Origin of the sequence: Tenacibaculum piscium (assembly GCF_021390715.1) — a bacterium.
Taxonomy (GTDB): domain Bacteria; phylum Bacteroidota; class Bacteroidia; order Flavobacteriales; family Flavobacteriaceae; genus Polaribacter; species Polaribacter piscius.
Map to the genome: position 1 here is coordinate 98,309 of NZ_JAJGWT010000002.1, position 23,527 is coordinate 121,835.

At 32.4% G+C, this 23,527-nt stretch carries 19 protein-coding genes and 1 tRNA gene; 5 read left to right on the forward strand and 15 right to left on the reverse strand.

The genetic code is table 11. The annotated features are described in order from the left end of the window. Positions 1-28: 28 nt before the first annotated feature. The 15 genes from L0U77_RS02620 to folB all read right to left on the reverse strand — a co-directional run bounded on the left by L0U77_RS02620 (position 29) and on the right by folB (position 17,641). Positions 29-1,630, reverse strand: coding sequence for a lytic transglycosylase domain-containing protein (locus tag L0U77_RS02620; RefSeq protein WP_233900690.1), 1,602 nt, complete (start codon positions 1,628-1,630; stop codon positions 29-31). 95 nt (positions 1,631-1,725) lie between these two features. Then, complete coding sequence (locus L0U77_RS02625) at positions 1,726-2,487, reverse strand: exodeoxyribonuclease III (protein ID WP_101918580.1); 762 nt, start codon at positions 2,485-2,487, stop codon at positions 1,726-1,728. Positions 2,488-2,494: 7 nt separating this feature from the next. Further along, positions 2,495-3,151: a 3-oxoacid CoA-transferase subunit B gene (locus L0U77_RS02630; protein ID WP_101918579.1), complete on the reverse strand. Its 657-nt coding sequence runs from the start codon at positions 3,149-3,151 to the stop codon at positions 2,495-2,497. A 2-nt stretch (positions 3,152-3,153) separates the two neighbouring features. Beyond that, entirely contained in the window at positions 3,154-3,858 is a 705-nt protein-coding gene (locus L0U77_RS02635; RefSeq protein ID WP_101918578.1) for a CoA transferase subunit A, read from the reverse strand. A gap of 93 nt (positions 3,859-3,951) precedes the next feature. Next, positions 3,952-6,255 carry a transglycosylase domain-containing protein gene (locus L0U77_RS02640; RefSeq protein WP_233898868.1) on the reverse strand — a complete coding sequence of 768 codons (2,304 nt, stop codon included), beginning with the start codon at positions 6,253-6,255 and terminating at the stop codon, positions 3,952-3,954. Continuing rightward, entirely contained in the window at positions 6,255-6,743 is a 489-nt protein-coding gene (locus tag L0U77_RS02645; protein WP_233897636.1) for a gliding motility lipoprotein GldH, read from the reverse strand. The genes L0U77_RS02640 and L0U77_RS02645 overlap by 1 nt, the downstream gene beginning before the upstream one ends. A 24-nt stretch (positions 6,744-6,767) precedes the next feature. Next, positions 6,768-8,492, reverse strand: a complete 1,725-nt coding sequence (locus tag L0U77_RS02650; protein WP_233897635.1) for a PSP1 domain-containing protein — start codon at positions 8,490-8,492, stop codon at positions 6,768-6,770. Positions 8,493-8,784: 292 nt separating this feature from the next. Beyond that, positions 8,785-9,351, reverse strand: coding sequence for a hypothetical protein (locus L0U77_RS02655; RefSeq protein ID WP_233900691.1), 567 nt, complete (start codon positions 9,349-9,351; stop codon positions 8,785-8,787). 177 nt (positions 9,352-9,528) lie between these two features. Further along, positions 9,529-11,229 (reverse strand): glutamine--tRNA ligase/YqeY domain fusion protein, encoded by a 1,701-nt coding sequence (locus L0U77_RS02660; RefSeq protein WP_233861569.1) that lies wholly within the window; start codon positions 11,227-11,229, stop codon positions 9,529-9,531. A 123-nt stretch (positions 11,230-11,352) separates the two neighbouring features. Next, on the reverse strand, positions 11,353-13,224 hold the full coding sequence (locus tag L0U77_RS02665) for a M1 family metallopeptidase (RefSeq protein WP_233900692.1): 1,872 nt from the start codon (positions 13,222-13,224) through the stop codon (positions 11,353-11,355). A 125-nt stretch (positions 13,225-13,349) separates the two neighbouring features. Then, complete coding sequence (locus tag L0U77_RS02670) at positions 13,350-14,990, reverse strand: S8 family serine peptidase (protein ID WP_101918571.1); 1,641 nt, start codon at positions 14,988-14,990, stop codon at positions 13,350-13,352. Between the two features lie 10 nt (positions 14,991-15,000). Then, positions 15,001-15,846 carry an MBL fold metallo-hydrolase gene (locus L0U77_RS02675; protein ID WP_233900693.1) on the reverse strand — a complete coding sequence of 282 codons (846 nt, stop codon included), beginning with the start codon at positions 15,844-15,846 and terminating at the stop codon, positions 15,001-15,003. 135 nt (positions 15,847-15,981) lie between these two features. Then, positions 15,982-16,959, reverse strand: a complete 978-nt coding sequence (locus L0U77_RS02680) for a hypothetical protein (RefSeq protein ID WP_233898874.1) — start codon at positions 16,957-16,959, stop codon at positions 15,982-15,984. A gap of 123 nt (positions 16,960-17,082) precedes the next feature. After that, positions 17,083-17,153 (reverse strand) — tRNA-Cys (locus L0U77_RS02685). A 125-nt stretch (positions 17,154-17,278) separates the two neighbouring features. Next, the gene (gene folB, locus L0U77_RS02690; RefSeq protein WP_233897674.1) at positions 17,279-17,641 is read right to left on the reverse strand and encodes a dihydroneopterin aldolase; all 363 of its coding nucleotides are present in this window, start codon (positions 17,639-17,641) and stop codon (positions 17,279-17,281) included. A 153-nt stretch (positions 17,642-17,794) separates the two neighbouring features. On the opposite strand from folB, the gene L0U77_RS02695 reads away from it, so the two are divergent. The 5 genes from L0U77_RS02695 to L0U77_RS02715 all read left to right on the forward strand — a co-directional run bounded on the left by L0U77_RS02695 (position 17,795) and on the right by L0U77_RS02715 (position 23,523). After that, positions 17,795-18,682 (forward strand): RimK family alpha-L-glutamate ligase, encoded by an 888-nt coding sequence (locus L0U77_RS02695; RefSeq protein ID WP_233900694.1) that lies wholly within the window; start codon positions 17,795-17,797, stop codon positions 18,680-18,682. Next, a complete protein-coding gene (locus tag L0U77_RS02700) occupies positions 18,663-19,628 on the forward strand; it encodes a succinylglutamate desuccinylase/aspartoacylase family protein (RefSeq protein ID WP_233897630.1) in 966 nt (321 codons plus the stop codon). The genes L0U77_RS02695 and L0U77_RS02700 overlap by 20 nt, the downstream gene beginning before the upstream one ends. Positions 19,629-19,750: 122 nt before the next feature. Further along, a complete protein-coding gene (locus tag L0U77_RS02705; RefSeq protein ID WP_233897629.1) occupies positions 19,751-21,109 on the forward strand; it encodes a DEAD/DEAH box helicase in 1,359 nt (452 codons plus the stop codon). Between the two features lie 306 nt (positions 21,110-21,415). Continuing rightward, positions 21,416-22,708, forward strand: coding sequence for an aminopeptidase P family protein (locus tag L0U77_RS02710; protein ID WP_233897628.1), 1,293 nt, complete (start codon positions 21,416-21,418; stop codon positions 22,706-22,708). A 182-nt stretch (positions 22,709-22,890) separates the two neighbouring features. Further along, complete coding sequence (locus L0U77_RS02715) at positions 22,891-23,523, forward strand: DUF6973 domain-containing protein (RefSeq protein ID WP_233897627.1); 633 nt, start codon at positions 22,891-22,893, stop codon at positions 23,521-23,523. Positions 23,524-23,527: the final 4 nt, after the last annotated feature.

Here is a 23,527-nt window from a genome sequence, read left to right on the forward strand (position 1 = left end):
TTTTGGGGTTAGATTTTATCTTTAAATTTTATCCTTTAAAAATTTTAAGTTCCATTCCTGGCTTTAATCTTTTTACACTCCAAATATTGTTCCATTTTTTAATTTGTTCTATAGAAACTGATGGATATTTTTTGGAGATTGTCCATAAAGAGTCGCCATTTTGCACGATATAAACCTGATGTGCTCCTTTTGGCAATGGATATTTTCTTTTGGATGTTTTTGTAGAAGCTACTAATTTCTTCGGATAAATATTTAAGCGTTGTCCTATTTTCAGGCGATGATTTCTCATACCATTCCAACGTTTGATATCACTAACTCTTACGCCAAATTTATGGGCTATTTTCCCTAGATAATCACCACTACGTACTTTATATCGGGTACGTTTTTCGGCTTCAAAAAACTTAGGAAGTGGTTTTTCTATTTTACTATCATCAGTATTTGCTAATTGATAAATAGCTTTTTCTTGTTCTAAGAAGTCGATTATATTTTTTCGAGGCAATCTAAGAGCATAATTTTTATCGGCTACATACGGAATAATATCTAATTTATATGACGGATTTAAGAAGGATAATAATTCGGTATCAATCTTTGTTTTTTCTGCTATTTGATCAAAAGTTACGGTTCTTTTTACACGAACGGTATCAGTTTCAAAATGAAAAATTGTAGGTGGTGCAGGATAAATCGCATGTTCTTCTGCATATTCAAAAATATACATGGTTGCATAAAAAGCGGGAACATATCCTGCTGTTTCTCGTGGTAAATACGGACGAATATTCCAATAATTTCGGTATCCTCCTGAGCGTTTAATCGCTTTAGAAACATTTCCAGGACCTGAATTGTAGGCTGCTAAGGCTAAATCCCAATCGCCAAAAATTTTATATAACTGACTTAAATATTTACACGCAGCGATAGTCGATTTCACAGGATTTTGACGCTCATCAACATAAGAATTTACCTTTAAATCAAACTGGATTCCAGTACCATACATAAATTGCCAAAGTCCTGTTGCGCCAACTCTAGAGCGTGCGTCAGGACGCAATGCTGATTCTACAATAGCTAAATATTTCATTTCCAACGGAACATCAAACTGATCTAAATATTGTTCAAACATCGGAAAATAATAGTGAGCCTTTGCCATTAAAGCAGGATAATATTTTGTTCGATATTTTAAATAACTGTTAATTACTTTTTCTAACGATGGATTATAGGCTAAATGAAAAGGTGTTTTTACATTTAAATCTTGCAAACGTTTTTTGAGTAAATCGGTAGAAAGTATTGAGGTTGTATTCTCAAGAATATCTTTATCATTAATTACATATTGAATGCTATCAAAAGACGATGAATTAAATTTTTCTTCTATTAATAAACTATCAATAATTTTCAAATCGGCATCAGTAAATAGTTCTTGATATTTTTTAAGTTTAGAAGCATCAATAACCGTATCGACAACAGTTCCTATAAAATTAGAATCAATAGTGATTTTCGTTTTATCGATATTTTTGATGTTTTGACTATTTTTGATGTTTTTGATATTTTTAGTCGTATTGATAGTCATAAAAGCACTATCAACAGCAACGGGCTGTTGTGCAAAAACGAATGCGGTAAAAAAAAGTAAGAATAAATTTTTCATAATTGCTATAGTTTACTTTAATATGTTTTAATCTATTTTGATATTATTTTTTGATATATTTTGAGGTATTTCAATCTGTTTTATAAAGCGATTTTTTAAATGGCTAATTCAACAACGATAGGACAATGGTCAGAATGTTTTGCTTCTGGTAAAATATAGGCTTTAGAAATTTTATCTTTCAAAGGTTCAGCAACCATAGCATAATCTAAACGCCAACCTTTGTTATTTGCTCTAGAATTTGCACGATAACTCCACCAAGAATACTCTTGTTTATCTTGATTTAAATAACGGAAACTATCAATAAATCCGTTGTTGATAAATTCACCCATCCATGTTCGTTCTTCGGGTAAAAATCCTGAAACGCCTTTCATTTTTGGATTGTGAATATCTATTTCTTGATGACAAATATTATAATCGCCACAAATCACTAAATTCGGAATTTCTTGTTTTAAAGTATCAATATATTCTTGAAATTCATCCATATAATTGAATTTAAAATTCAAGCGTTCGGAATTTGTTCCTGACGGAAGATATAAGCTCATCACGGATACTTCATCAAAATCTACCCGCAAATTTCTTCCTTCAAAATCCATGGCTTCGATTCCTGTTCCGTATTCAATATGATTTGGTTTTTCTTTACAAAAAACAGCCACTGATGAATAGCCTTTTTTTTGTGCTGAAAACCAATAATGATATGGGTATCCAGCATTTTCAAAAGTTGTAACATCGAGTTGTTCTTTATGAGCTTTGGTTTCTTGAATACAAATCACATCAGGATTTTCAGTTTCTAACCAATCGATAAATCCTTTTTTTAAGGCGGCTCTAATGCCGTTTACGTTGTATGATAGTATTTTCATGAGTATTTTACATATTCATTTCAGGAATTTCTCCTTCTATAATTAAATTTCCTTTCGTTGCTTTTTTTATTTCATCCACAGAAACACCAGGCGCTCTTTCAAGCAGATAGAAAGCATTATTTTTAACTTCTAAAACGGCTAAATTGGTCACTATTTTTGTAACACAACCAACGCCGGTTAAGGGCAGAGAGCATTTTTCTAAAAGTTTAGATTCGCCACGTTTATTAGTGTGCATCATCGCTACAATAATATTTTCTGCCGATGCTACTAAATCCATAGCACCGCCCATTCCTTTTACCATTTTTCCAGGGATTTTCCAGTTGGCGATATCACCATTTTGTGCAACTTCCATGGCACCTAAAACGGTTAATTGCACGTGTTTTCCTCGGATCATTGCAAAGCTCATTGCTGAATCAAAAATAGCGCCACCATCTAATACGGTTACGGTTTGTTTTCCTGCATTTATAAGGTCGGCATCTTCGGTTCCTTCTATTGGAAAAGGTCCCATTCCTAGCAATCCATTTTCAGATTGAAATTCTACTTCAATTCCTTCAGGAATGTAATTTGCAACTAAGGTAGGAATTCCGATTCCTAAATTAACATACCATTTATCTTGTAATTCTTTTGCAATTCTTTGTGCTATTTGTTCTTTTGATAACGCCATTTTTAGTGTATTTTAGGAGTTACAGTTCGTTGTTCAATTCTTTTTTGATAATTTTCTCCCTGAAAAATACGTTGTACAAAAATACCTGGAATATGTATTTGATTGGGATCAAGTGTTCCTGCGGGTACTAATTCTTCGACCTCAGCTACGGTAATTGTTGCTGCGCCGCACATATTCGGGTTAAAATTACGTGCTGTTCCTTTAAAGATTAAATTTCCAGCAGTATCTCCTTTCCATGCTTTTACAAAGGCAAAATCGGCTTTAAAAGCAGATTCTAACACGTACATTTTCCCATCAAATTCACGAGTTTCTTTTCCTTCTGCGACTTCTGTTCCGTATCCTGCTGGCGTATAAAATGCTGGAAAACCTGCTTGAGCTGCCCTACATTTTTCTGCTAAAGTTCCTTGAGGAGTTAATTCGACTTCAAGTTCTCCTGAGAGCATTTGACGTTCAAATTCTTGATTTTCGCCAACATACGATGCTATCATTTTTTTTATTTGTTTATTTTGAAGTAATAACCCTAAGCCAAAATCATCAACACCAGCATTATTTGAGATGCAAGTTACCTCGCTAACATTTAATTTTACTAATTCAGCAATGGCATTTTCTGGGATACCACATAAACCGAAACCACCTACCATAAAAGTCATTCCGTTTTTTACGTCCATGAGTGCTTCTTGTACGTTATTTACTTTTTTATGAATCATCTTAGTTGCTGTTTTTAGTTTTATTAATCTTAATTAGCGATATATTATTTTGAAAACGACTATTTTGTTGCTATCTATTTAATAATAATTTTCTTAAAAATCGGTATCTCCTTCTTGATTTTCTTGATTGTTATCGGTATTCTTTTTTACTTCATTACAGTTAATGGTAATTGTTAATTCTCCTGTTGGTTTTTCAAAATCTTTTTTACTGATATGCAATGTTGAATCTGCATAACATTTTCGCATGTATAATCCCCAGGTAGGTAATGACATGGTTGCTCCTTGCCCTAAACCGATTCCTTTAAAATGGGTTGCTCTATCTTCTCCTCCTGTCCAAATTCCTGTTGCTAAATTGGGAACAACGCCCATAAACCAACCATCAGATTGATTTTGTGTAGTTCCAGTTTTTCCTGCAATTGGGTTTGTGAATTTATATGGAAAACCTGTATTGGCATCTTTTCTTCGCGTCCAACCAGAACGCAAACGTGCTCCTGAACCCGATTGTGTAACACCTTTTAATAAATCCAGCACTACATAAGCAGATTCTTCGCTTAAAACTTCTTTTGTTTGCGGAACAAATTCTTGTAGTACAGTACCGTTTTTATCTTCAATTCTGGTAATCATCATTGGGCTTACACGCAATCCTTTATTGGCAAATGTTGAATAAGCGCTAACCATTTCTATTAATGATAAATCTACGGCTCCTAAAGCGATTGCTGGATTGGGATCAATAGTTGATTTTATTCCTGCAGATTGTGCTAAACGTGCTACATTTATAGGCGATACTTTATCAATTAATTGTGCAGTTATCACGTTTACAGAACCTGCTAATGCTTGTTTTAGAGTTAATTCTCCTCCGTATCTATTACTAGCATTACTAGGTGTCCAATCTTTGGGCATTCCGTATTTTTCCTTAGGAATGGTATATAGAATATTTGGTAATTTATCGCAAGGCGACATTTTTAGTTGATTAATTGCCGTTGCATATACGAACGGTTTAAAAGTAGAACCAACTTGACGTTTTTGTTGTTCTACGGCATCATATTTAAAATATTTATGACTGATACCACCAACCCATGCTTTAATATGTCCTGTTTGTGGTTCGATAGAAACTAAACCAGAGCGTAAAAAATGCTTATAATAACGGATAGAATCATAGGGTGTCATCACGGTATCAATGGCACCTTTCCAAGAAAAGACACGCATATCGGTATCGGTATTAAACGATTTTTCAATTTCTTTTTCACTTTTTCCATCTGATTTCATGCGTCTATAACGTGTAGAGCTTCGTTTTCCTCTTTTCATTATATTCAAAATTTGTGCTTTATCTAATTCATAAAACGGCGCATTTTTATTTTCTTGTTGTTCTTTAAAGAAAAATGATTGCAAATTTGCCATGTGTTCTGTCGTTGCTTCTTCTGCATATTTTTGCATTCTAGAATCAATCGTAACATGTATTTTTAAGCCATCTTTATAGATATTATAAAACTCGCCATTTGGTTTTGGGTTTTCTTTTGCCCATATTTTCAAGCGTTGTTTTAAATTTTCTCTAAAATAGGTTGCCAATCCATCACTATGACTCTCTGGTGTAAAGTTTATTTTTAGGGGTAATTTTTGTAGCGAATCTTTTTGTTGCTGTGTGATAACTTCATTTTTTGCCATTTGCGCAAACACGACATTTCTACGCTGTAAGGATTTGTTTTTAGAGCGTTCTCTGTAAGGGTTGTATTGCCTCGGATTTTTTAACATCGCTACTAAAATAGCTGATTCTTGTAAATCTAATTCTTTAGGTTCTTTACCAAAATAAATACGTGCTGCCGAACGAATACCAGTTGCATTAAAAAGAAATCCTTGTGTATTTAGGTACATTGTGGCAATTTCTTCTTTGGTATATTGACGCTCTAATTTTATAGCCACAACCCATTCTTTTAATTTTTGAGAAAGACGTTTAAAAATATTACTAGATCCTCCTTTATTAAATAGATTTTTAGCTAATTGTTGGGTGATGGTACTTGCGCCTCCTTTTCTACCTAAATTAGCGATAGCTCTTGCGGTACCTTTAAAGTCGATACCAGAATGTTGATAAAAGCGTTCATCTTCGGTAGCCACTAGAGCTTTGATTAAATTTTCGGGTAAATCCTTGTATAAAATTGGGGTTCTATTTGCTTTTACGTAGTATTTCCCTAGGGTTTTTCCATCGGCAGAAATCACTTCTGTAGCCAAATCACTTTTAGGATTTTCGAGTTCTTCAAAAGAAGGTAACGCTCCAAAAGTTCCCCAAGATGCTAATAAGAATAGTAAGGAAACGAAAAGTAATCCACTTAATAATATTCCCCAAAACCATTTGATATAGGCACTATAATTGGTTGTTTTCTTGGTTGTTTTATTTTCTGTCATTATTGTAATTTTTCAATTCTAAATCCTACTTCCGAAATACCTTTAAGATTTTCAATTCCTTTAATTTGGTTATTTTTTCTCATAGCTTGTGCTATTTTAAAGGTATATTTCCCTGTCTTTGGAAACTGTATATTTTCTTTATAAAAGAGTTTATTTTCTTTGATAGTTGCGAGTCCTTTCCCTAAAAATTTACCGGTAACATCAGCCATATCATACTCTAATGTATCTACAATTATTTGTCCGTCAGGGAATTTTAATTGTGTAATTAGAAATAGATTTTGATATTGATATTCGTTATTATTTCTAAGATTTATAAAAAGGTTTTTTTTGTTGATGGTATCTTTTATTTCAAAATTAAATTCGATGGCATTTTTTTTATTCCAATGATTATTTGGCAATGTCAGATACGTATCATATTCTGCTTTAGAATCACATGATATGATTCCTATTAGCATTAAAAAAAAGATAAATACACGATTCTTTTTCATTTTATGATCGTTTTATAATTTGCTTTATGACTCCTTTTTTTGGTTGGTATTTTCGTTAGAGTTTTCGTTACTATTTTCGTTGGTATTTTTTCTTCTTTGTGGTTGATTTCTTCTTGGGTTTGGTTTTTTATGTTGTCCTGAAACGTTTTTTTCGTTAGACGTTGTCGCTACGTTTTTAGCTACATTGTCTTTTGTTATTTTTACAGGTGTTCTTTTATTAGGTTGTTTTTGAACAGATTGCGCTGTTTCTTTTTTATCAATAGGTTTACGAGTTGGTCGTTGTATTCGTTGTGGCCTTTTATTTGGTTGTGCTTTTACAGGCTGTTCTCCTTCTTTTCTAGCAACAGGTTTTTTTACTGGTCTTGGTGTTGAACGTTGTGGTCTTTTATTTGGCTGTGCTTTTACGGGTTGTTCTCCTTCTTTCCTGGCGACAGGTTTTCTTGCTGATCTTGGTGTTACTGGTCGTTGTGGTCTTTTATTTGGCTGTGCTTTTATGGGTTGTTCTCCTTCTTTTCTAGCGACAGGTTTTCTTACTGATTTTGGTACTGGTCGTTGCGGTCTTTTATTTGGTTGTGTTTTTACAGGTTGATTTCCTTCATTTCTGGCAACGGGTTTTCTTGATTTTCTTCTATTATTACGTGATTTTTTTGGTGTATCAAAACGGGTTAAACTATCTTGGCCTACGACATTTTCAAAATCAACTACTGGTGCTAGATTTATCTCTAACTCATATTCATCTAACGGCAAAGCAAGTTCATTATTTTCATTGAGTTCAATAATTTCTTGCACTTGCTCTAACGAGATTCTAAACCACTTAAAACTTTCCTCTTTATAGGTATACCAAAGTATTTTTTTAAAGATATCCATTTTTACAAAAATAGCATCTCCTTTTTCGGTTTTAAGTATTTTATCTTGCTTGGGAAAACTCTGCAAAGCATCTAAATAGGTATCTAACTCAAAATTTAAACAACATTTTAATTTACCACATTGCCCTGCTAATTTTAGCGGATTTAATGATAATTGTTGATACCTAGCAGCAGCGGTATTTACTTTTCTAAAATCGGTTAACCAGGTAGAACAACACAATTCTCTTCCACAAGAACCAACACCGCCTAAACGAGCTGCCTCTTGACGCATTCCTACTTGACGCATTTCTACACGAATGGAGAAAGTACCTGCTAAATCTCTAATTAATTGACGAAAATCGACACGTTCATCGGCGGTATAATAAAAAGTAGCTTTCGTTCCATCTCCTTGATATTCAACATCAGAAAGTTTCATTTTTAGTTCTAAGCGACTAATAATTTCTCTTCCTTTTCGCTGTGTTTCTTGTTCTCTGTCTCTAGCGGTATGCCAAATATCGATATCTTTTTGCGATGCTTTTCGATATATTTTTTGAACTTCTTCGCTATCTGCGGTAATTTTTCTTTTTTTCATTTGAACCTTTACAAGTTCTCCTGCAAGGGCTACAATACCAATATCATGACCAGATGATCCTTCAACAGCCACAACATCGCCCATTGAAAGGGTTAATTTTTCGGTATTTTTATAAAAATGTTTACGTCCGTTTTTAAATCGAACTTCAAAAATATTAAAAGGAGCTTCGCCTGTTGGCAAAGTCATATTCGATAACCAATCAAAAACGGCCAATTTATTGCCACTTCCACAGGTACCACTAGCGCAATTTCCATTACTTTTACAACCACCTGGCACTCCGTCTTTGCTCGTTGAACAACTGTTACAACTCATAAAATAGTATATTTTAGAAGTATTTTTTAAATCTGATTTTTGCCAGTATCAAAAAACACTTTTTTATTATTGATTTTCAGTTAGATAAAATTTTTATCGTAACTTTTCTTAATCAGTAAAGATACATATTCTATCGAAAATGGAAAATGGATTTTTTGTATAAAAAAAATGAAAATAAAATCCGATTTGTTTATTATTATTCTCAGACAAAAAAAACACCTAATAATTAACGATAAGTCAATTATTAGGTGTTTTTGAAAAATAATATTTTAACTATAAATTTTTAATGAAATTAAAAACGGTATCCAAATGAAACGCCTCCTCTACCAGAAAATTCAGGTGAATGCTTATCAAAGCCTAAATATCGTCCACCTCCTAAAGAAACATCTAAGGTAAAACCATTTTTATTTACCCATTTCCAACCCAATGCCATTCCGAAAGAGACATCAAAAAAATCATGATAATATTCTTTATAGGTTGATGAGTGATTATTATTATCATAAACAGGCTCATAATAATCTTCTGGGTTTTCTCCTGAAGCAAACTTTGTATATACTTCTGCAAAAAATCCTCTTGCACCATAATCTTGTTTATTAAAAAAATACATTCTAAAAAAAGGTGTTACAGCAAATTTTTCGTAATAAAGATCATCATCTTGAAAATTTAATAACAAAGAAACTCCATACCCCATATTCTGATTATCTACACGCTCATAACTAACGTCAAGTGCTCTCATAAAAGCCAAGTCGAAAGCGTCTATTTTAAATTCATTTTTAGCTGGTGTAATTTTTTCTTCTGATGTTTGTGCAAAAGCGGTAAACGATACGGTTAATAAAAACAGGTATATAAATTTTTTCATGCTTGTTTTAATTTATTTTAAACAAATATAAGTAAATAGCAGTGTGTTCTACAAATAAAACAAACAACTATTTTATCAATAATTTACAATATATAAAACCCTCCATTTTTATATAAAAATGGAGGGTTTTTGTAATCTTATTTTTTCAACTTAAATAAAGCTAAAAAACACGACTATTTAATCGGTTTTTTTATTTGCATTTGCCCAATTATCTTTTAATCCAACTGTTTTATTGAAAACTAAATTTTCTGAAGTCGAATCGTCATCAACATTAAAATACCCTAAACGTTGAAACTGAAATTGCTCACCAATTTTTGCCGTTTGCAAGCTTGGTTCTACAAAAGCAGTAATTTTTTCTAATGAATTAGGATTTACAAATTCCATAAAATCTTTATCTTTATGTGAATCTGGTGCTTCATCAGAAAATAATCTATCGTACACTCTAACCTCCGCTTTTACGGCGTGTTTTATAGAAACCCAATGTAACGTTCCTTTTACTTTACGCTTGCTTTCTTCGGTATCGCTTCCTGATTTTGTTAACGGATCATACGTACAGTGAATTACGGTAATTTCTCCATTTTCATCTTTTTCACAACTTGTTGCCGTTATAAAATACGCATTTTTTAAACGAACTTCTTTTCCTATTTTTAATCGGAAGAATTTTCTATTTGCTTCTTCTCTAAAATCTTCTCTTTCGATATAAATTTCTCTTGAAAAAGGAACAATTCTAGTACCAGAATTTTCATCTTCAGGATTATTTTCTGCAATAAGAATTTCTTCTCTACCTTCAGGATAATTATCAATAATTACTTTTACAGGATCTAAAACTCCCATAACTCTGTTGGCTTTTTTGTTTAAATCTTCACGGATTTTAAACTCTAATAAAGAAACATCAATGACATTTTCTCTTTTAGAAACTCCAACGGTTTCTATAAAATTACGGATTGAAGCTGGTGTATATCCACGTCTTCTTAATCCAGAAATTGTTGGCATTCTTGGGTCATCCCATCCGTTTACAATGCCATTTTCTACCAAAGTTAATAACTTACGCTTACTCATAATCGTGTAGCTTAAGTTTAAACGAGAAAACTCACGTTGTTTCGGTGGATTTGGAAATTCCGTTTTACTATATTCGTACACATTGTCACGAAACCAGTTATATAAATCTCTGTGCGGTTTAAATTCTAAAGAACATAATGAGTGTGAAATTTGCTCTAAATAATCACTTTCTCCGTGTGTCCAATCGTACATTGGATAAATAACCCAATCATTTCCTGTTCGGTGATGCGCTTTTTTCAAAACACGATACATTAACGGATCACGCAATAACATATTTGGTGATTCCATATCAATTTTAGCACGTAAAACATGTATTCCTTCTTCAAACTCACCAGCTTTCATTCGGCTAAATAAGTCTAAATTTTCTTCGACACTTCTATTTCTATAAGGACTATTCGTTCCTACTTGCGTTGGCGTTCCTTTTTGAGCACGCATTTCTTCAGAAGATTGACTATCGACATAGGCTTTTCCGTCTTTTATCAATAAAACAGCCCAATCGTATAATTGCTGAAAATAATCAGAAGAATACAATTCTTTATCCCATTGATATCCTAACCAAGCGACATCTTTTTTAATAGCATCTACATATTCTTGTTCTTCTTTGGCAGGATTTGTATCATCAAAACGCAAGTTTACGGGAGCGTTATATTTCTGTCCTAATCCGAAACTAATTCCGATGGCTTTTGTGTGTCCGATATGCAAATATCCATTAGGTTCTGGAGGAAAACGAAAACGTAAATTTTCTTTTGACATTCCATTTGCCAAATCCTCTTCAATAATTTGTTCTAAAAAATTCAATGATTTTTTTTCTTCTGACATTTTTTGTTGAATTGAGATGCAAAATTACGGAAAATTGTTGAAGAAAATTTTATCCTAAAAATAGAAAAGCGAAAATTCTATATAGGATTTTCGCTTTTCTTAAAATTATTTTGTTTGTCTTTTTTATTTACCGTACGAATTATTTTCTAAATTAACATCTGCCATTAATTTTGAAGCATCAATTTGTACTGATTTTACAGTTTTAGAAGTAGTAAAACTATAGGTTGGATGTGCAAATGTCCAATCTTCAATAATTGTTGCTTTTGTTGGTTTTTCGCCACGCATCATTCGTAACGGAATATTAAAAGATTCTTTCGAACCATCAGTATAAACTACCTCAACATCAATAGGCATTGGCATTCTACCAATTCTTTCTAAAGTAATTTCTTTTCCGTTTACCGATTTTACACCATAATCAATGGTGTGTGTGGTTTGTGTCCATTCGTTTAAAAACCAATCTAATTGAATTCCTGAAACTTTTTCAGCCGTTCTTTTGATATCGTTTGGCGTTGGATGTTTAAAAGAGAAATCAGTAAAATATTTTTTTAAGGTTTTAGCCGTATTTTCTTTTCCGATAATATATTCTAGATGCGTTAAGAAAATATTTCCTTTTGAGTAACTTCCCATTCCGTACGCCATATTTGTATGATAGCGGTCGGCGTGTGTAGAAAGAGATTCTTCTAAATTATTTTCTACCACATAATTATAATATCTGTAAGAACCAGCGTGTGGATTTTGATCCTTTTTAGCTAAAATTTCATTTTCGGCTTTGTTAGAAATATAGGTTGTAAAACCTTCATCCATCCAAGAATGTTTAGTTTCATTAGATGCTAATAAAAACTGAAACCAAGTATGTGCTAACTCATGCGCTGTAACGCCAAATAGGCTTCCCCAGTTACGTTTTCCTGTAATTAAAGTACTCATTGCATATTCCATTCCACCGTCACCACCTTGAATTACAGAATATTGTTTATATGGATATTGCCCAATATTCTCACTAAAATAGGTCATTAATTCAGCGGTTTTAGGCTGTAATTTTTTCCAATTTTTCAGATATTTTTTATCTAATGTTTTTTTGTATAAAAAGTGCAAATCGATACCATTTTTCATAGTCAAGATATCGTGTTTATATTCAGGATCGGCTGCCCAAGTAAAATCGTGTACGTTTGGTGCGGTAAACTTCCATGTTAATTTTTGTCCTGAAGGAATTTTTAGAGCATCTTTTTTATTTTCATATCCATGCCCTACTTCCTGCGGATTTTGAAGATATCCAGTTCCTCCAACGGTATAATTTTTATCAATATGAAGCGTTACGTTAAAATCGCCCCAAACACCGTGAAATTCACGTCCTAAGTACGGAGGCGTATGCCAACCTTCGAAATCATATTCTGCCATTTTCGGATACCACTGCGCCATAGATAATGCCACGCCTTCTTCGCTATTTCTTCCAGAGCGACGAATTTGTTTAGGAACTTGTGCATCAAAAATCATATCAAAAGTTACGCTTTCTCCTGGTTGAATTGCTTTATTTAAAGTAACCTCCAAAATAGTTCCAACAGTTTGGTGTTTTACTATTGCACCGTTTTGTTTTAAAGAATTTACTTTGATATAACCTATTTCTGATGCTGATAATTTACTAATTCTATCGCCAACTCTTTTATCTGGATCTTTGATGTTTTTTGAACGCACATCCATTTGAGAATTTGGTTGAAAGGCATTAAAATATAAATGATAAAACACTTTTTTTAATTCATCGGGTGAATTATTGGTGTATATTAATTTTTGCGTTCCTTTATATTGATAGGTTTTTACGTCCATATCAATATCCATCGTATAATCGACATGTTGTTGCCAATAATTTTTAATTATAGGATTATTGACTATTTTTAGTTGATTATTTTCAGTTAGATTTTTCGTGTTTTTTATATTTTTTGCACTTGTTGAAGCACAAGAAATCATCGACAATAATGAAAGTCCTAAGATTATTTTTTTCATATGATTAGAAGTTATATTGATTTTTTATACAAAAAAAAAAGAGCATCAAAATAATGCTCTTTTTAAAATTTTAGTATTTTTTAAATTTTTACTATTTTGGGTATTTGGATATTTTTTAGAATTGATTATTTTCTTCCATTTACCATTCTATCTGCCATTCTAACTGCGTTGTAAGCATTTACGACACGTCCAGAAACTGATAAATCAGCAAAAGGCACTAAATCTCCCATAGGATTTTCTCTGGTTTGTGAACCTGGTTTTGTTACTAATAAATCAATTTTAGTTCCAGAATTCATTAAAATATGTTTTACCTGACTTGCCGATAATTCAGGATAATACGAACGTACTAACGCTGCTACTCCTGCTGCCGAAGGTGCTGCCATTGAAGTTCCACTAAACTTTTTATATTCACCATCAGGTGTTGTAGAATGTACGTTTACTCCAGGAGCGAACACATCTACATTTATTTTTCCATAATTAGAAAAACTTGCTGGTAAGTTTTTGTTATAATTTGCGCTCATTGCTCCTAATGTTAGTACATTATCTGCAATTTCATTGACTAAATCTGGAGCATCATTTGGAAATGTTTTTTCAACATCGATATTTTTACCATCGTTACCAGCGGCATTTACGATTAATACATCTTTTTTAGCGGCATATTTAATGGCATCATAAACCCATTCTTTATTTGGTGAAAAATCTTTACCAAAACTAGTATTGATTACTTTTGCGCCATTATCAACTGCGTAACGGATTCCTAAAGCAACATCTTTATCATACTCATCTCCATCAGAAACCGAACGAACTGCCATCATTTTTACATTATCAGCAACTCCATTCATTCCTATTTGGTTATTACGAGTTGCCCCGATAATACCAGAAACATGCGAACCATGTGCTTCTCCTTTTTTAGAATGTCCTGTATTAGCATCACCATATCCTGGTTTATCCTTAATATCGTATGGGTTATCACCTACAACTGCACGATAATCTGTTTTTAAATTATCACCTGCAATTACGCCTTGTGCTTTGATAATTCCATTTTCAAAATATTCTTTAGCTTCTTTAAAATCAGCAAAATAGCCTAACATATTACTAGCTAATGCTTTGGCTTTATTTAAGTTTACATCACTAGTATTAAGCGCTGCAACTGCTTCTTTTGTATAGTCTGATTTTCCAAAATATTTAGTTAAATTTTTATCAGCATCTGCACAGGCTGTTACTAATTTAGCGTATCTATCTTTTGTTTTTTTAGCGGCATCTACTTTTGTTTCTTGCACTGCTTTTACTTCGGATAAAGTAGCGGCATCTACTAAAGAAGGGTTTCTTAAAATACGTTCATATTCCAAATGTTCTTTGTATGATTTTCCTAAGAAGTTCCAACCATGAATATCATCAACATAGCCATTTTTATCATCATCAATTCCGTTTGCTGGAATTTCTTTTGTATTTACCCAAGCAACATCGGCTAAATCTTCATGTTTTAAGTCGGTACCTGTATCTACAACAGCAACAATAACAGCGGCATTTTTCTTTCCTTTTAAGAAACTGTATGCTTTATCGACACTCATTCCAGGAATAGAATCGGTTGCTAAATCTAAATGTTGCCAATTATCTTTTTGGTAGGTTGTTAGTTCGGCTTTTTTTGCTGAAATATTTACTACAGTATTACTACCTGTAGGCACGGCTATTTTACTTACGGATGAACAACTTGTTAATATTGAAATTGCTACTGCCGAATAAAACATTGGTTTTAAAACTCTCATAATCTCTATCTTAATTAAATATATCTGTAAATTTATAACGTTCTTTTAAACGGACTCCTTTTTCGGTATGCTTAACGGTAATTACCTCATTATAAGCATCATGCTCTAAGAATAAATAAAATTCTTTATCGGCAGCTTGGTTTAAAAAAATTCTTTTTTCTTCTATTGATAGTAAGGGTCTGGTATCATATCCCATAATATATGGTAATGGAATATGCCCTACGGTTGGCAATAAATCGGCCATAAAAACGATGGTTTTTCCTTGATATTGAATTTTAGGAAGCATTTGTTTTTCGGTGTGTCCATCCATAAAAAGCACCTCAAAATCGAGTTGATTTTGTTGATTTTTTTGGATAAAATTTAATTGTCCATTTTCTTGAATTGGTTGTATATTTTCTTTTAGAAACGATGCTTTTTCACGAGGATTTGGTTGTGTTGCCCATTTCCAATGTTCTTGATTGCTCCAAACTTTGGCATTTTTAAAAGCGGGCATATAGCCTGTTTTATCGGTATTCCATTGAATTACGCCTCCACAATGATCAAAATGTAAATGTGTTAAAAACACGTCTGTAATGTCATCTCTATGAAAACCGTGTTTTGCTAAGGAAGTATCTAAAGAAAAATCGCCAAACATAGCATAATATCCGAAGAATTTATCGGATTGTTTACTTCCAATTCCAGTATCGATTAAGGTAAGTCGATTACCATTTTGAACAAGCATACATCGCATACTCATGGAAATCAAATTATTACCATCAGCAGGATTTGTTTTTTGCCAAATCGTTTTAGGAACTACGCCAAACATAGCGCCTCCATCTAATTTAAAATTACCAGTTTCTATTGAAAAAATTTGCATACTTACAAAGATGCAGCATTTTAAGGAAACTTTTTGTTAATAAAAACAAAAAAAGACGTTCTAATAAGAACGTCTTTTAAAAAAATTGAAATTTTTATTTTTTAAAGCTTGCTTTTTTTTAATGAATTAGGATATTTATTCGTTTTCGTTCAGGGCTAATAAAAATCCGATTGTAAAGTTAGCATCCCAATCAAATACAAATCTTTTGCATCCTGTTTCTTCTGCAATTGCTTTAAAGATAGTTAATCCGCTTGCGACTTTTTTCCCTTTTCTTTTTACGACATCATCATAACGGCTTACATCTGGAGTTAGCATGGTAAACCTATTTTTATCCGTTCTAAGAGCTTTTGCCATATTATATGGTACACCTCCGATAATAAAGCATAATGATTTTTTTCCTTTAGGAATATGTGCAGCGATGCTTTTTATTTCTTTCGAAACGGTACTATCTGGTATATTATTTTGAAAATATTTAGATCCATAAGAATTTTCACCAACTATTTCTTTCCCTTGATAATATGAAATTTTAGTATTTCCAGAACCGATATCTACCACATAAGCGATGCTTTTAAAATTATTTGGTAAAACAGCTTTCAACGCATAAATCCCTTCTTCTTCTGCGGTAACTTCGTTAACTACATATCCGATGGTTTTTAATTGATTGATAATAATTTTAGACGTATCTGATATTTTTGCCCCAGAACTTACCACAAAATGAATATCTTCGGATTTAACGCCGTATTCAATAATTGATTGAATATAATTTTTAAGTTTTTTACTCACTTCATTAACATTTGTCATTCCTTCTAAAATAAGGCTATTTCCAAATTCTTTACTGATAACTTCGTAATTGCTATCTTTATCAACCTTAACAATAAAAGAGTTAAAACCAGAAGCACCTAATTCTACGACACCTTTTAAGGTTCCGTTAACAGGTTTTTTTGGTGTGTAATTAAAGCTTGCTACTTTGTCTTCTTTTTGATTATCAACAACGGTTTTAAGTTCTTTTTTTGCTGATTCAGGCGTTTTTTTAGCTTCGGATTTTTCATCTCCACAAGCGCCTAAGAGAAATAAACCTAAAATAATGAAGGGTACTAATACTAACTTTTTCATAATAATAATTTAGGAACAAATATACTTTTTTTGATTTTTTTAACAATATTTTTACATGAACTTATTGTTAAGTTTTTGAGCAAAAAAAACCTTATAAATCAAAAGACTTATAAGGTTTTGTAGAGGTGTCTAGCGGATTCGAACCGCTGTACATGGTTTTGCAAACCATTGCCTAGCCACTCGGCCAAGACACCTTTTAATAATTAAGACTGCAAATTTACATTTTTTTTTTTAAACTTTCCTTTTTTTATAGAAATTTTTATAAAAATGTTATCAACATTATAGCAATACTATGTCAACAACTTATAAACATTTTACGTTAATAGGTACGTACATCTTTTAAAATAATTACGACTTCGGATACATTTCCTCCGATTGGCGGATTAATTTTAGCAACACTAACTTCTGCTTGTTCAACAAGTTGAATTTCTTTGAAGATTCTGTTTAAAATACGCTGTGCAACGTGTTCTAATAATTCCGAACGAATTGCCATTTCTTCTTTTACAATATGATTTAAATGGACATAATCTACCGTATCGGCAAGTTTATCTGTTTTTGATGATTTTTGTAAATTCGCTTTTACCTCAATATCCACACGATATTCTGAACCAATTTTAGCTTCCTCTTCTAAACATCCATGATTTGTAAATAATCGAATATTATTTACACGTATCGTTCCCATCGTTTGCGTCTTTCCAGTCGTTTCCATAATTTTCACCTAATTTGCAATCAGAATTTTATTAAACTTATAAACACAAAAATACACTTCTTTTTTTTAAATAAATTTTCACTCGAAAAAAACAGTAATTTTGTCTAGCATCAATACTTCAAATTTATGACTATTTTTATACTTTCTGTAAGCGATCAAATATATTCTACCCAAAGAATATACCAAGAAGCAAGTCGCTCAGGACATACTGTTAGCGTAATTAATCACTTAAAATGTAGCATAAAACTTACCAATGGAAAATCAGCAATTATTTATAACGGTAAAAATATTATTGATATTCCTGATGTAATTATTCCTCGTATTGGTGCTGGTGCTACGCGACATGGCTCGGCAGTCGTTAAAGAATTTGAACTAAATGGCGTGTATAGTACGGCAAGTTCTTTAGGAATTTTACAAGCTCAAAATAAAGCGACGACGCTACAAATAATGAATCAAAAAAAAATTCCGATTCCAAATACTTTATTTTCAGTGAATCTTGAAAATATTGACCAGCAAATTAAAGCATTAAATGGCGCACCAATCATTATAAAACTTCAAGAAGGAACACACGGTTCTGGCGTTATTTTGGCAGAAAGTAATCAATCAGCAAAATCAATTATCGATACCTTTTACAATGCAAATACAAGCGTGTTATTACAAGAATTTATCGCCGAGAGTAATAGCCAAGATATTCGAGCTTTAGTTGTTGGAAATAAGGTTGTATCAGCAATGAAAAGAATAGGCAGTAAAGATGATTTTCGCTCCAATATTCATCAAGGAGGACGCGGTTGTAAAGTTTCCTTATCCGAAGAAGAAATTACCATGGCCATAAAAGCAACAAATTATTTAAATTTGCCCGTTGCTGGAGTCGATTTAATACGCTCTAAAAGAGGCGCTTTATTAATAGAAGTCAATTCCACACCAGGTTTACAAGGCATAGAAACCTATACAAAACAAAACATCGCCAAAGAAATTATTAACTTTTCAGAAAAAAATGTTCACACAAAATTTTAAAAATCAAACCATCGAAATTCAAGGACAACGTGTTGGTTTAGGCGAATCTAAACTTATTAAAATTCCGATCGATAGATTGCCAACAGGTACGCTTATCGAAATTCCTGTGTATGTTTTTAACGGAAAAAAACCTGGTCCAAGTATTTTATTACAAGGCGGTTTACACGGTGATGAAATAAATAGTATCGAATTGGTACGAAGAATGTTAATCGATAAATCCTATAAAATTAACCAAGGATGCGTTATTGTAATGCCGTTATTAAATATTTTTGGATTCTTAAATTTGTCTCGAAATATGCACGGTAAAGATGTAAACAGAAGTTTTCCTGGAGCAAAAAATGGCTCTTTAGCGGGAAGAATGGCTTATTATCTTATGAAAGAATTAGTTAAAAATGTCGATTTTGCCATCGATTTTCATACAGGAGGCGCACAAAGAAGTAATTTTCCGCAAGTACGATATACGCCACAAGATACTCGTGCTTTTCAATTAGCAAAACTATTTAATGCACCTTTATTATTTGAATCAAAACTGATTCCAAAATCATTTAGAAATCAATGTTTTAAAAATAATATTCCCGTAATTGTATATGAAGGAGGCGAATCGTTACGCTTAAATGAACATGCGATTCAAGAAGGAATTAACGGAACATTACGAGTTTTAAAACATTTTAACATGATTTCTCAAACCATTGAAATTCCTGAAAATACAAGCATTCTTATCAGTAAAAAACGAAAATGGATTCGTGCTAAAGTTGCAGGATTATTTAATCCAAGTGTAAAAAATGGCGCAAAAGTTACCAAAAATCAAATTTTAGGACATATTATGGATACTTATGGTAAAACAAATTTTCCTGTAAAAGCACCCGATAATGGCTATATTATCGCTAAAAATAATTTCCCAATCGTAAATATGGGCGATGCGTTATTTCATTTCGGAAATGCTTAATAATTTATCAAAAAGAAGCCGAAATACTACTAAATTTATTAAAAACACACCTATAAATAAATAGCAGTATCTTTGCATCTTCATAGAAGTGCTTATTTTAGAGTATTTCTGAAATAATATATATGACATTTAAATCTTTAGGATTATCCGATGCACTATTAAAAGCCATCGAAGAAAAAGGATACGATACCCCATCACCAATTCAAGCAAAAGCAATACCACCTATTTTAGAAGGGAAAGATGTATTAGCTTCAGCACAAACAGGGACAGGAAAAACAGCAGGATTTACACTACCTGTTTTACAGCGTTTAGCAGAATCTAAACACCCTAAATACAGACCCGTAAGAGCATTAGTGCTTACACCAACAAGAGAACTTGCCGCGCAAGTTCATGACAATGTAAGAGAATATAGCAAGTATTTAGACATCAGATCGACCGTAGTTTTTGGAGGTGTAAAAGCTGCAAGCCAAATAAGAACGTTACGACAAGGAGTCGATATTTTAGTTGCCACTCCTGGTAGATTGTTAGATTTACACGATCAGAAAGCAGTATCATTTAACAGAATAGAAGTACTTATTTTAGATGAAGCTGATAGAATGTTAGATATGGGTTTTGTTAGAGATATTAACAAAATCATTAGTTTTATGCCTGCAAAACGTCAAAACTTGATGTTTTCTGCAACATTTTCAACAGAAATTAAACGATTAGCTTCAGGGATTTTAAGAAATCCTGTTTCAGTAGAAGCAGAACCTGAAAATTCAACTGCCGAGAAAGTTTCTCAAAAAGTATATGCAGTAGATAAAGGTCAAAAAACAGAAGTAGTTATCAACTTAATTAAAGAAGGTAACTGGAGTCAGGTTTTAATTTTTACAAGAACTAAACACGGTGCAAATAAATTAACTGAAAAGTTAATAAAATCAGGAATTTCAGCAGCGGCAATTCATGGAAATAAAAGTCAAGGAGCTCGTACAAAAGCATTGGCAAATTTCAAAAATAATACCAACAGAGTTTTAGTAGCTACTGATATTGCAGCCCGTGGAATTGATATTCCTTTATTGCCACACGTTATCAACTTCGAATTACCAAATGTACCAGAAGATTATGTACATAGAATTGGTAGAACAGGTAGAGCAGGTGCAAAAGGTGAAGCGCTTTCATTAGTTTGTAGCGAAGAAACGGAGTATCAAAAGGAAATAGAAAAAATATTAAAGCAAAAGTTAAAAACCGAAATTATTCCTGGGTACGAACCTAGAGATACTGCAGGTCCTAAAAGAGCTGCTACACAAAAGAAGGGGTCTACTGCTAAGAAAAAAGGCGTAGGCGCGAGTCATAGAGGTGGTAATACTGCTGCAAAACCAAAAAGACAGCGTCCTACTAATAATTCAAGAAGCAACTCAGGAAGTTCTTCTAGAGGAAATTCATCAAAAGGTAGTTCTTCTAGCAATTCTGAAAGTTCATCAAGAAGAAATACAAGAAGATAATTTTTTTTAACTTCTTATAAAAATACTAAAACCTTCAAAGTTTGATTTTTCAAATTTTGAAGGTTTTTTTTGGAGCTATTTCCCGCTTTCCGCACTCGCTTTTTTTATTTTTTAAAAAGAAAAATAAAAAAGAGCTCAAACAATTGCTACAATCGGGGCTAGGGATTTTAACTATCTTTAAACGATAGAACAAAACAACTTACAGCTTATTAAAAAAAATTGAAAATCATAAAAAAACACCACACTACAACAACTTTAACCCCAAGTTTTAAGTATTTTTGAACAAGAATTTTAATTGTTAGCATTATGAAATACGACCAAATAAACAGTAACTTATTTATCAAAAATCGCAAAAACTTTATGGCACAAATGAAGCCAAATAGTGTTGCTATTTTTAATTCAAATGACGTGTATCCTGTAAGTGCAGACAGCATGCTTCCTTTTGAACAACATCGTGATATTTTCTTTTTAAGTGGTGTAGATCAAGAAGAAAGTATTTTACTTTTATTTCCTAATTGCCCAAAAGAACATTTACGTGAAGTATTATTTGTCCGTGAAACAAATGAACATATTGCGGTTTGGGAAGGTGCAAAATTAACCAAAGAAAAAGCTACAGAAACTAGCGGAATCAAAAGCATATATTGGTTACAAGATTTAGAAAAAGTACTTGCCGAAATAATGGCACTTGCCGAAAACATCTACATAAACACCAATGAACATTACCGCGCATCAGTAGAAACAGAAACTCGTGAAGCGCGTTTTACAAAATGGTTATTAGCCAAATATCCTGCACATTCTGTGGCTAAAAGTAACCCGATTTTACAGCATTTACGCTCTTTAAAAGACCAAATTGAATTAGATTTAATTCAAAAAGCCTGCGATATTACCGAAAAAGGATTCAGACGTGTGTTAGATTTTATCAAACCTGGAGTTTGGGAATATGAAATTGAAGCCGAATATATTCATGAATTTATCAAAAATAGATCAAAAAGATTTGCCTACACGCCAATTGTAGCTTCAGGAAATAATGCGAACGTATTGCATTATATTGAAAACAATCAGCAATGTAAAGCGGGCGATTTAATTTTGATGGATGTTGGTGCACAATATGCCAATTATGCTTCTGACATGACTAGAACTGTGCCTGTTTCTGGTCGTTTTTCGGAACGTCAAAAAGCAGTGTATAATGCCGTAAATCATGTGAAAATGGAAGCAACCAAATTATTAGTTCCTGGAACTATTTGGGCTGATTATCATACAGAAGTGGGTCAAATAATGACTTCAGAATTGTTGAAATTAAAATTAATTGACAAAGCGGATGTTCAAAATGAAGACCCAAACTGGCCTGCATATAAAAAATATTTTATGCACGGAACTTCGCATCACATGGGCTTAGATACCCACGATTACGGATTGTTACATCAACCAATGCAAGCAAATATGGTGTTTACCGTTGAACCTGGAATTTATATCCCAAAAGAAGGTTTTGGTATTCGTTTAGAAGATGATGTTGTTATTCAAGAAAATGGTGCACCGTTTAATTTAATGCGCAACATTCCTATTGATGCTGATGAAATTGAAGATATTATGAATTCATAATATTGTTATTTTAGACATGTTTCAAAATAGCCCGTAAATAAAAGTAAGGGAATAACAAGGGGTTTTAGCCCCTTGTTTTTTGTTTTAAACTTAAAAATAGCTAAAAAAATAAATTGATACGGCTGAAAAATAATATCTTTATCAGTAAAAAATAACGCAATATTATTACTAAAAAAAATTCTATGATTAAAAAATATGTAACTATTCTTTTATTATTTGTTAGCTGTTTCTCTTTTTCACAATCGAGCTGGAAAAAATTCAAAAAAATTTCTACACCAAAAAAAATATGGATTATCTTTCATCCTTTTAAAGCTAAAAAAGCACAGCGAATTTCTAAAGAAGCGTATCGAATTGCCGATTCTATAAAAAAATCGCCATTATTAGATGGTGATGGTGCTGGTGGACAAGTTGATGCCTTTCGTCATGCCTTTTGGATGGCTAGTTTACGACAAGAAATAGGTGAAAATGCATCTCGTTCTTTAGGAAAAGCACACGAAAGAGAAAATTATAAAACCTACAAAAAACGAAAACTTGAAGACGGTGTTATTCCTGATAAAATAGCGACAACTATGGATTTGTTTAATAATAATATCGGGTTATCACTTAGTAAAAAAGGAAAAATAATTCCTCCAAAAAAATTAATCCATAAAGTGATAAAAGCTATTAAAAATGGAAGATTAAAAATCATTAAAAAAGATGCTAACGGAAATTTCTTAACCTGTAATAATACACCAATTTCTGAAAAATCATTAAAAGGAAAATGGGAAAATAATAAATGTTTAGTTGCTTCTAATCAAGTAAATCAAAGAAAATAAGCGT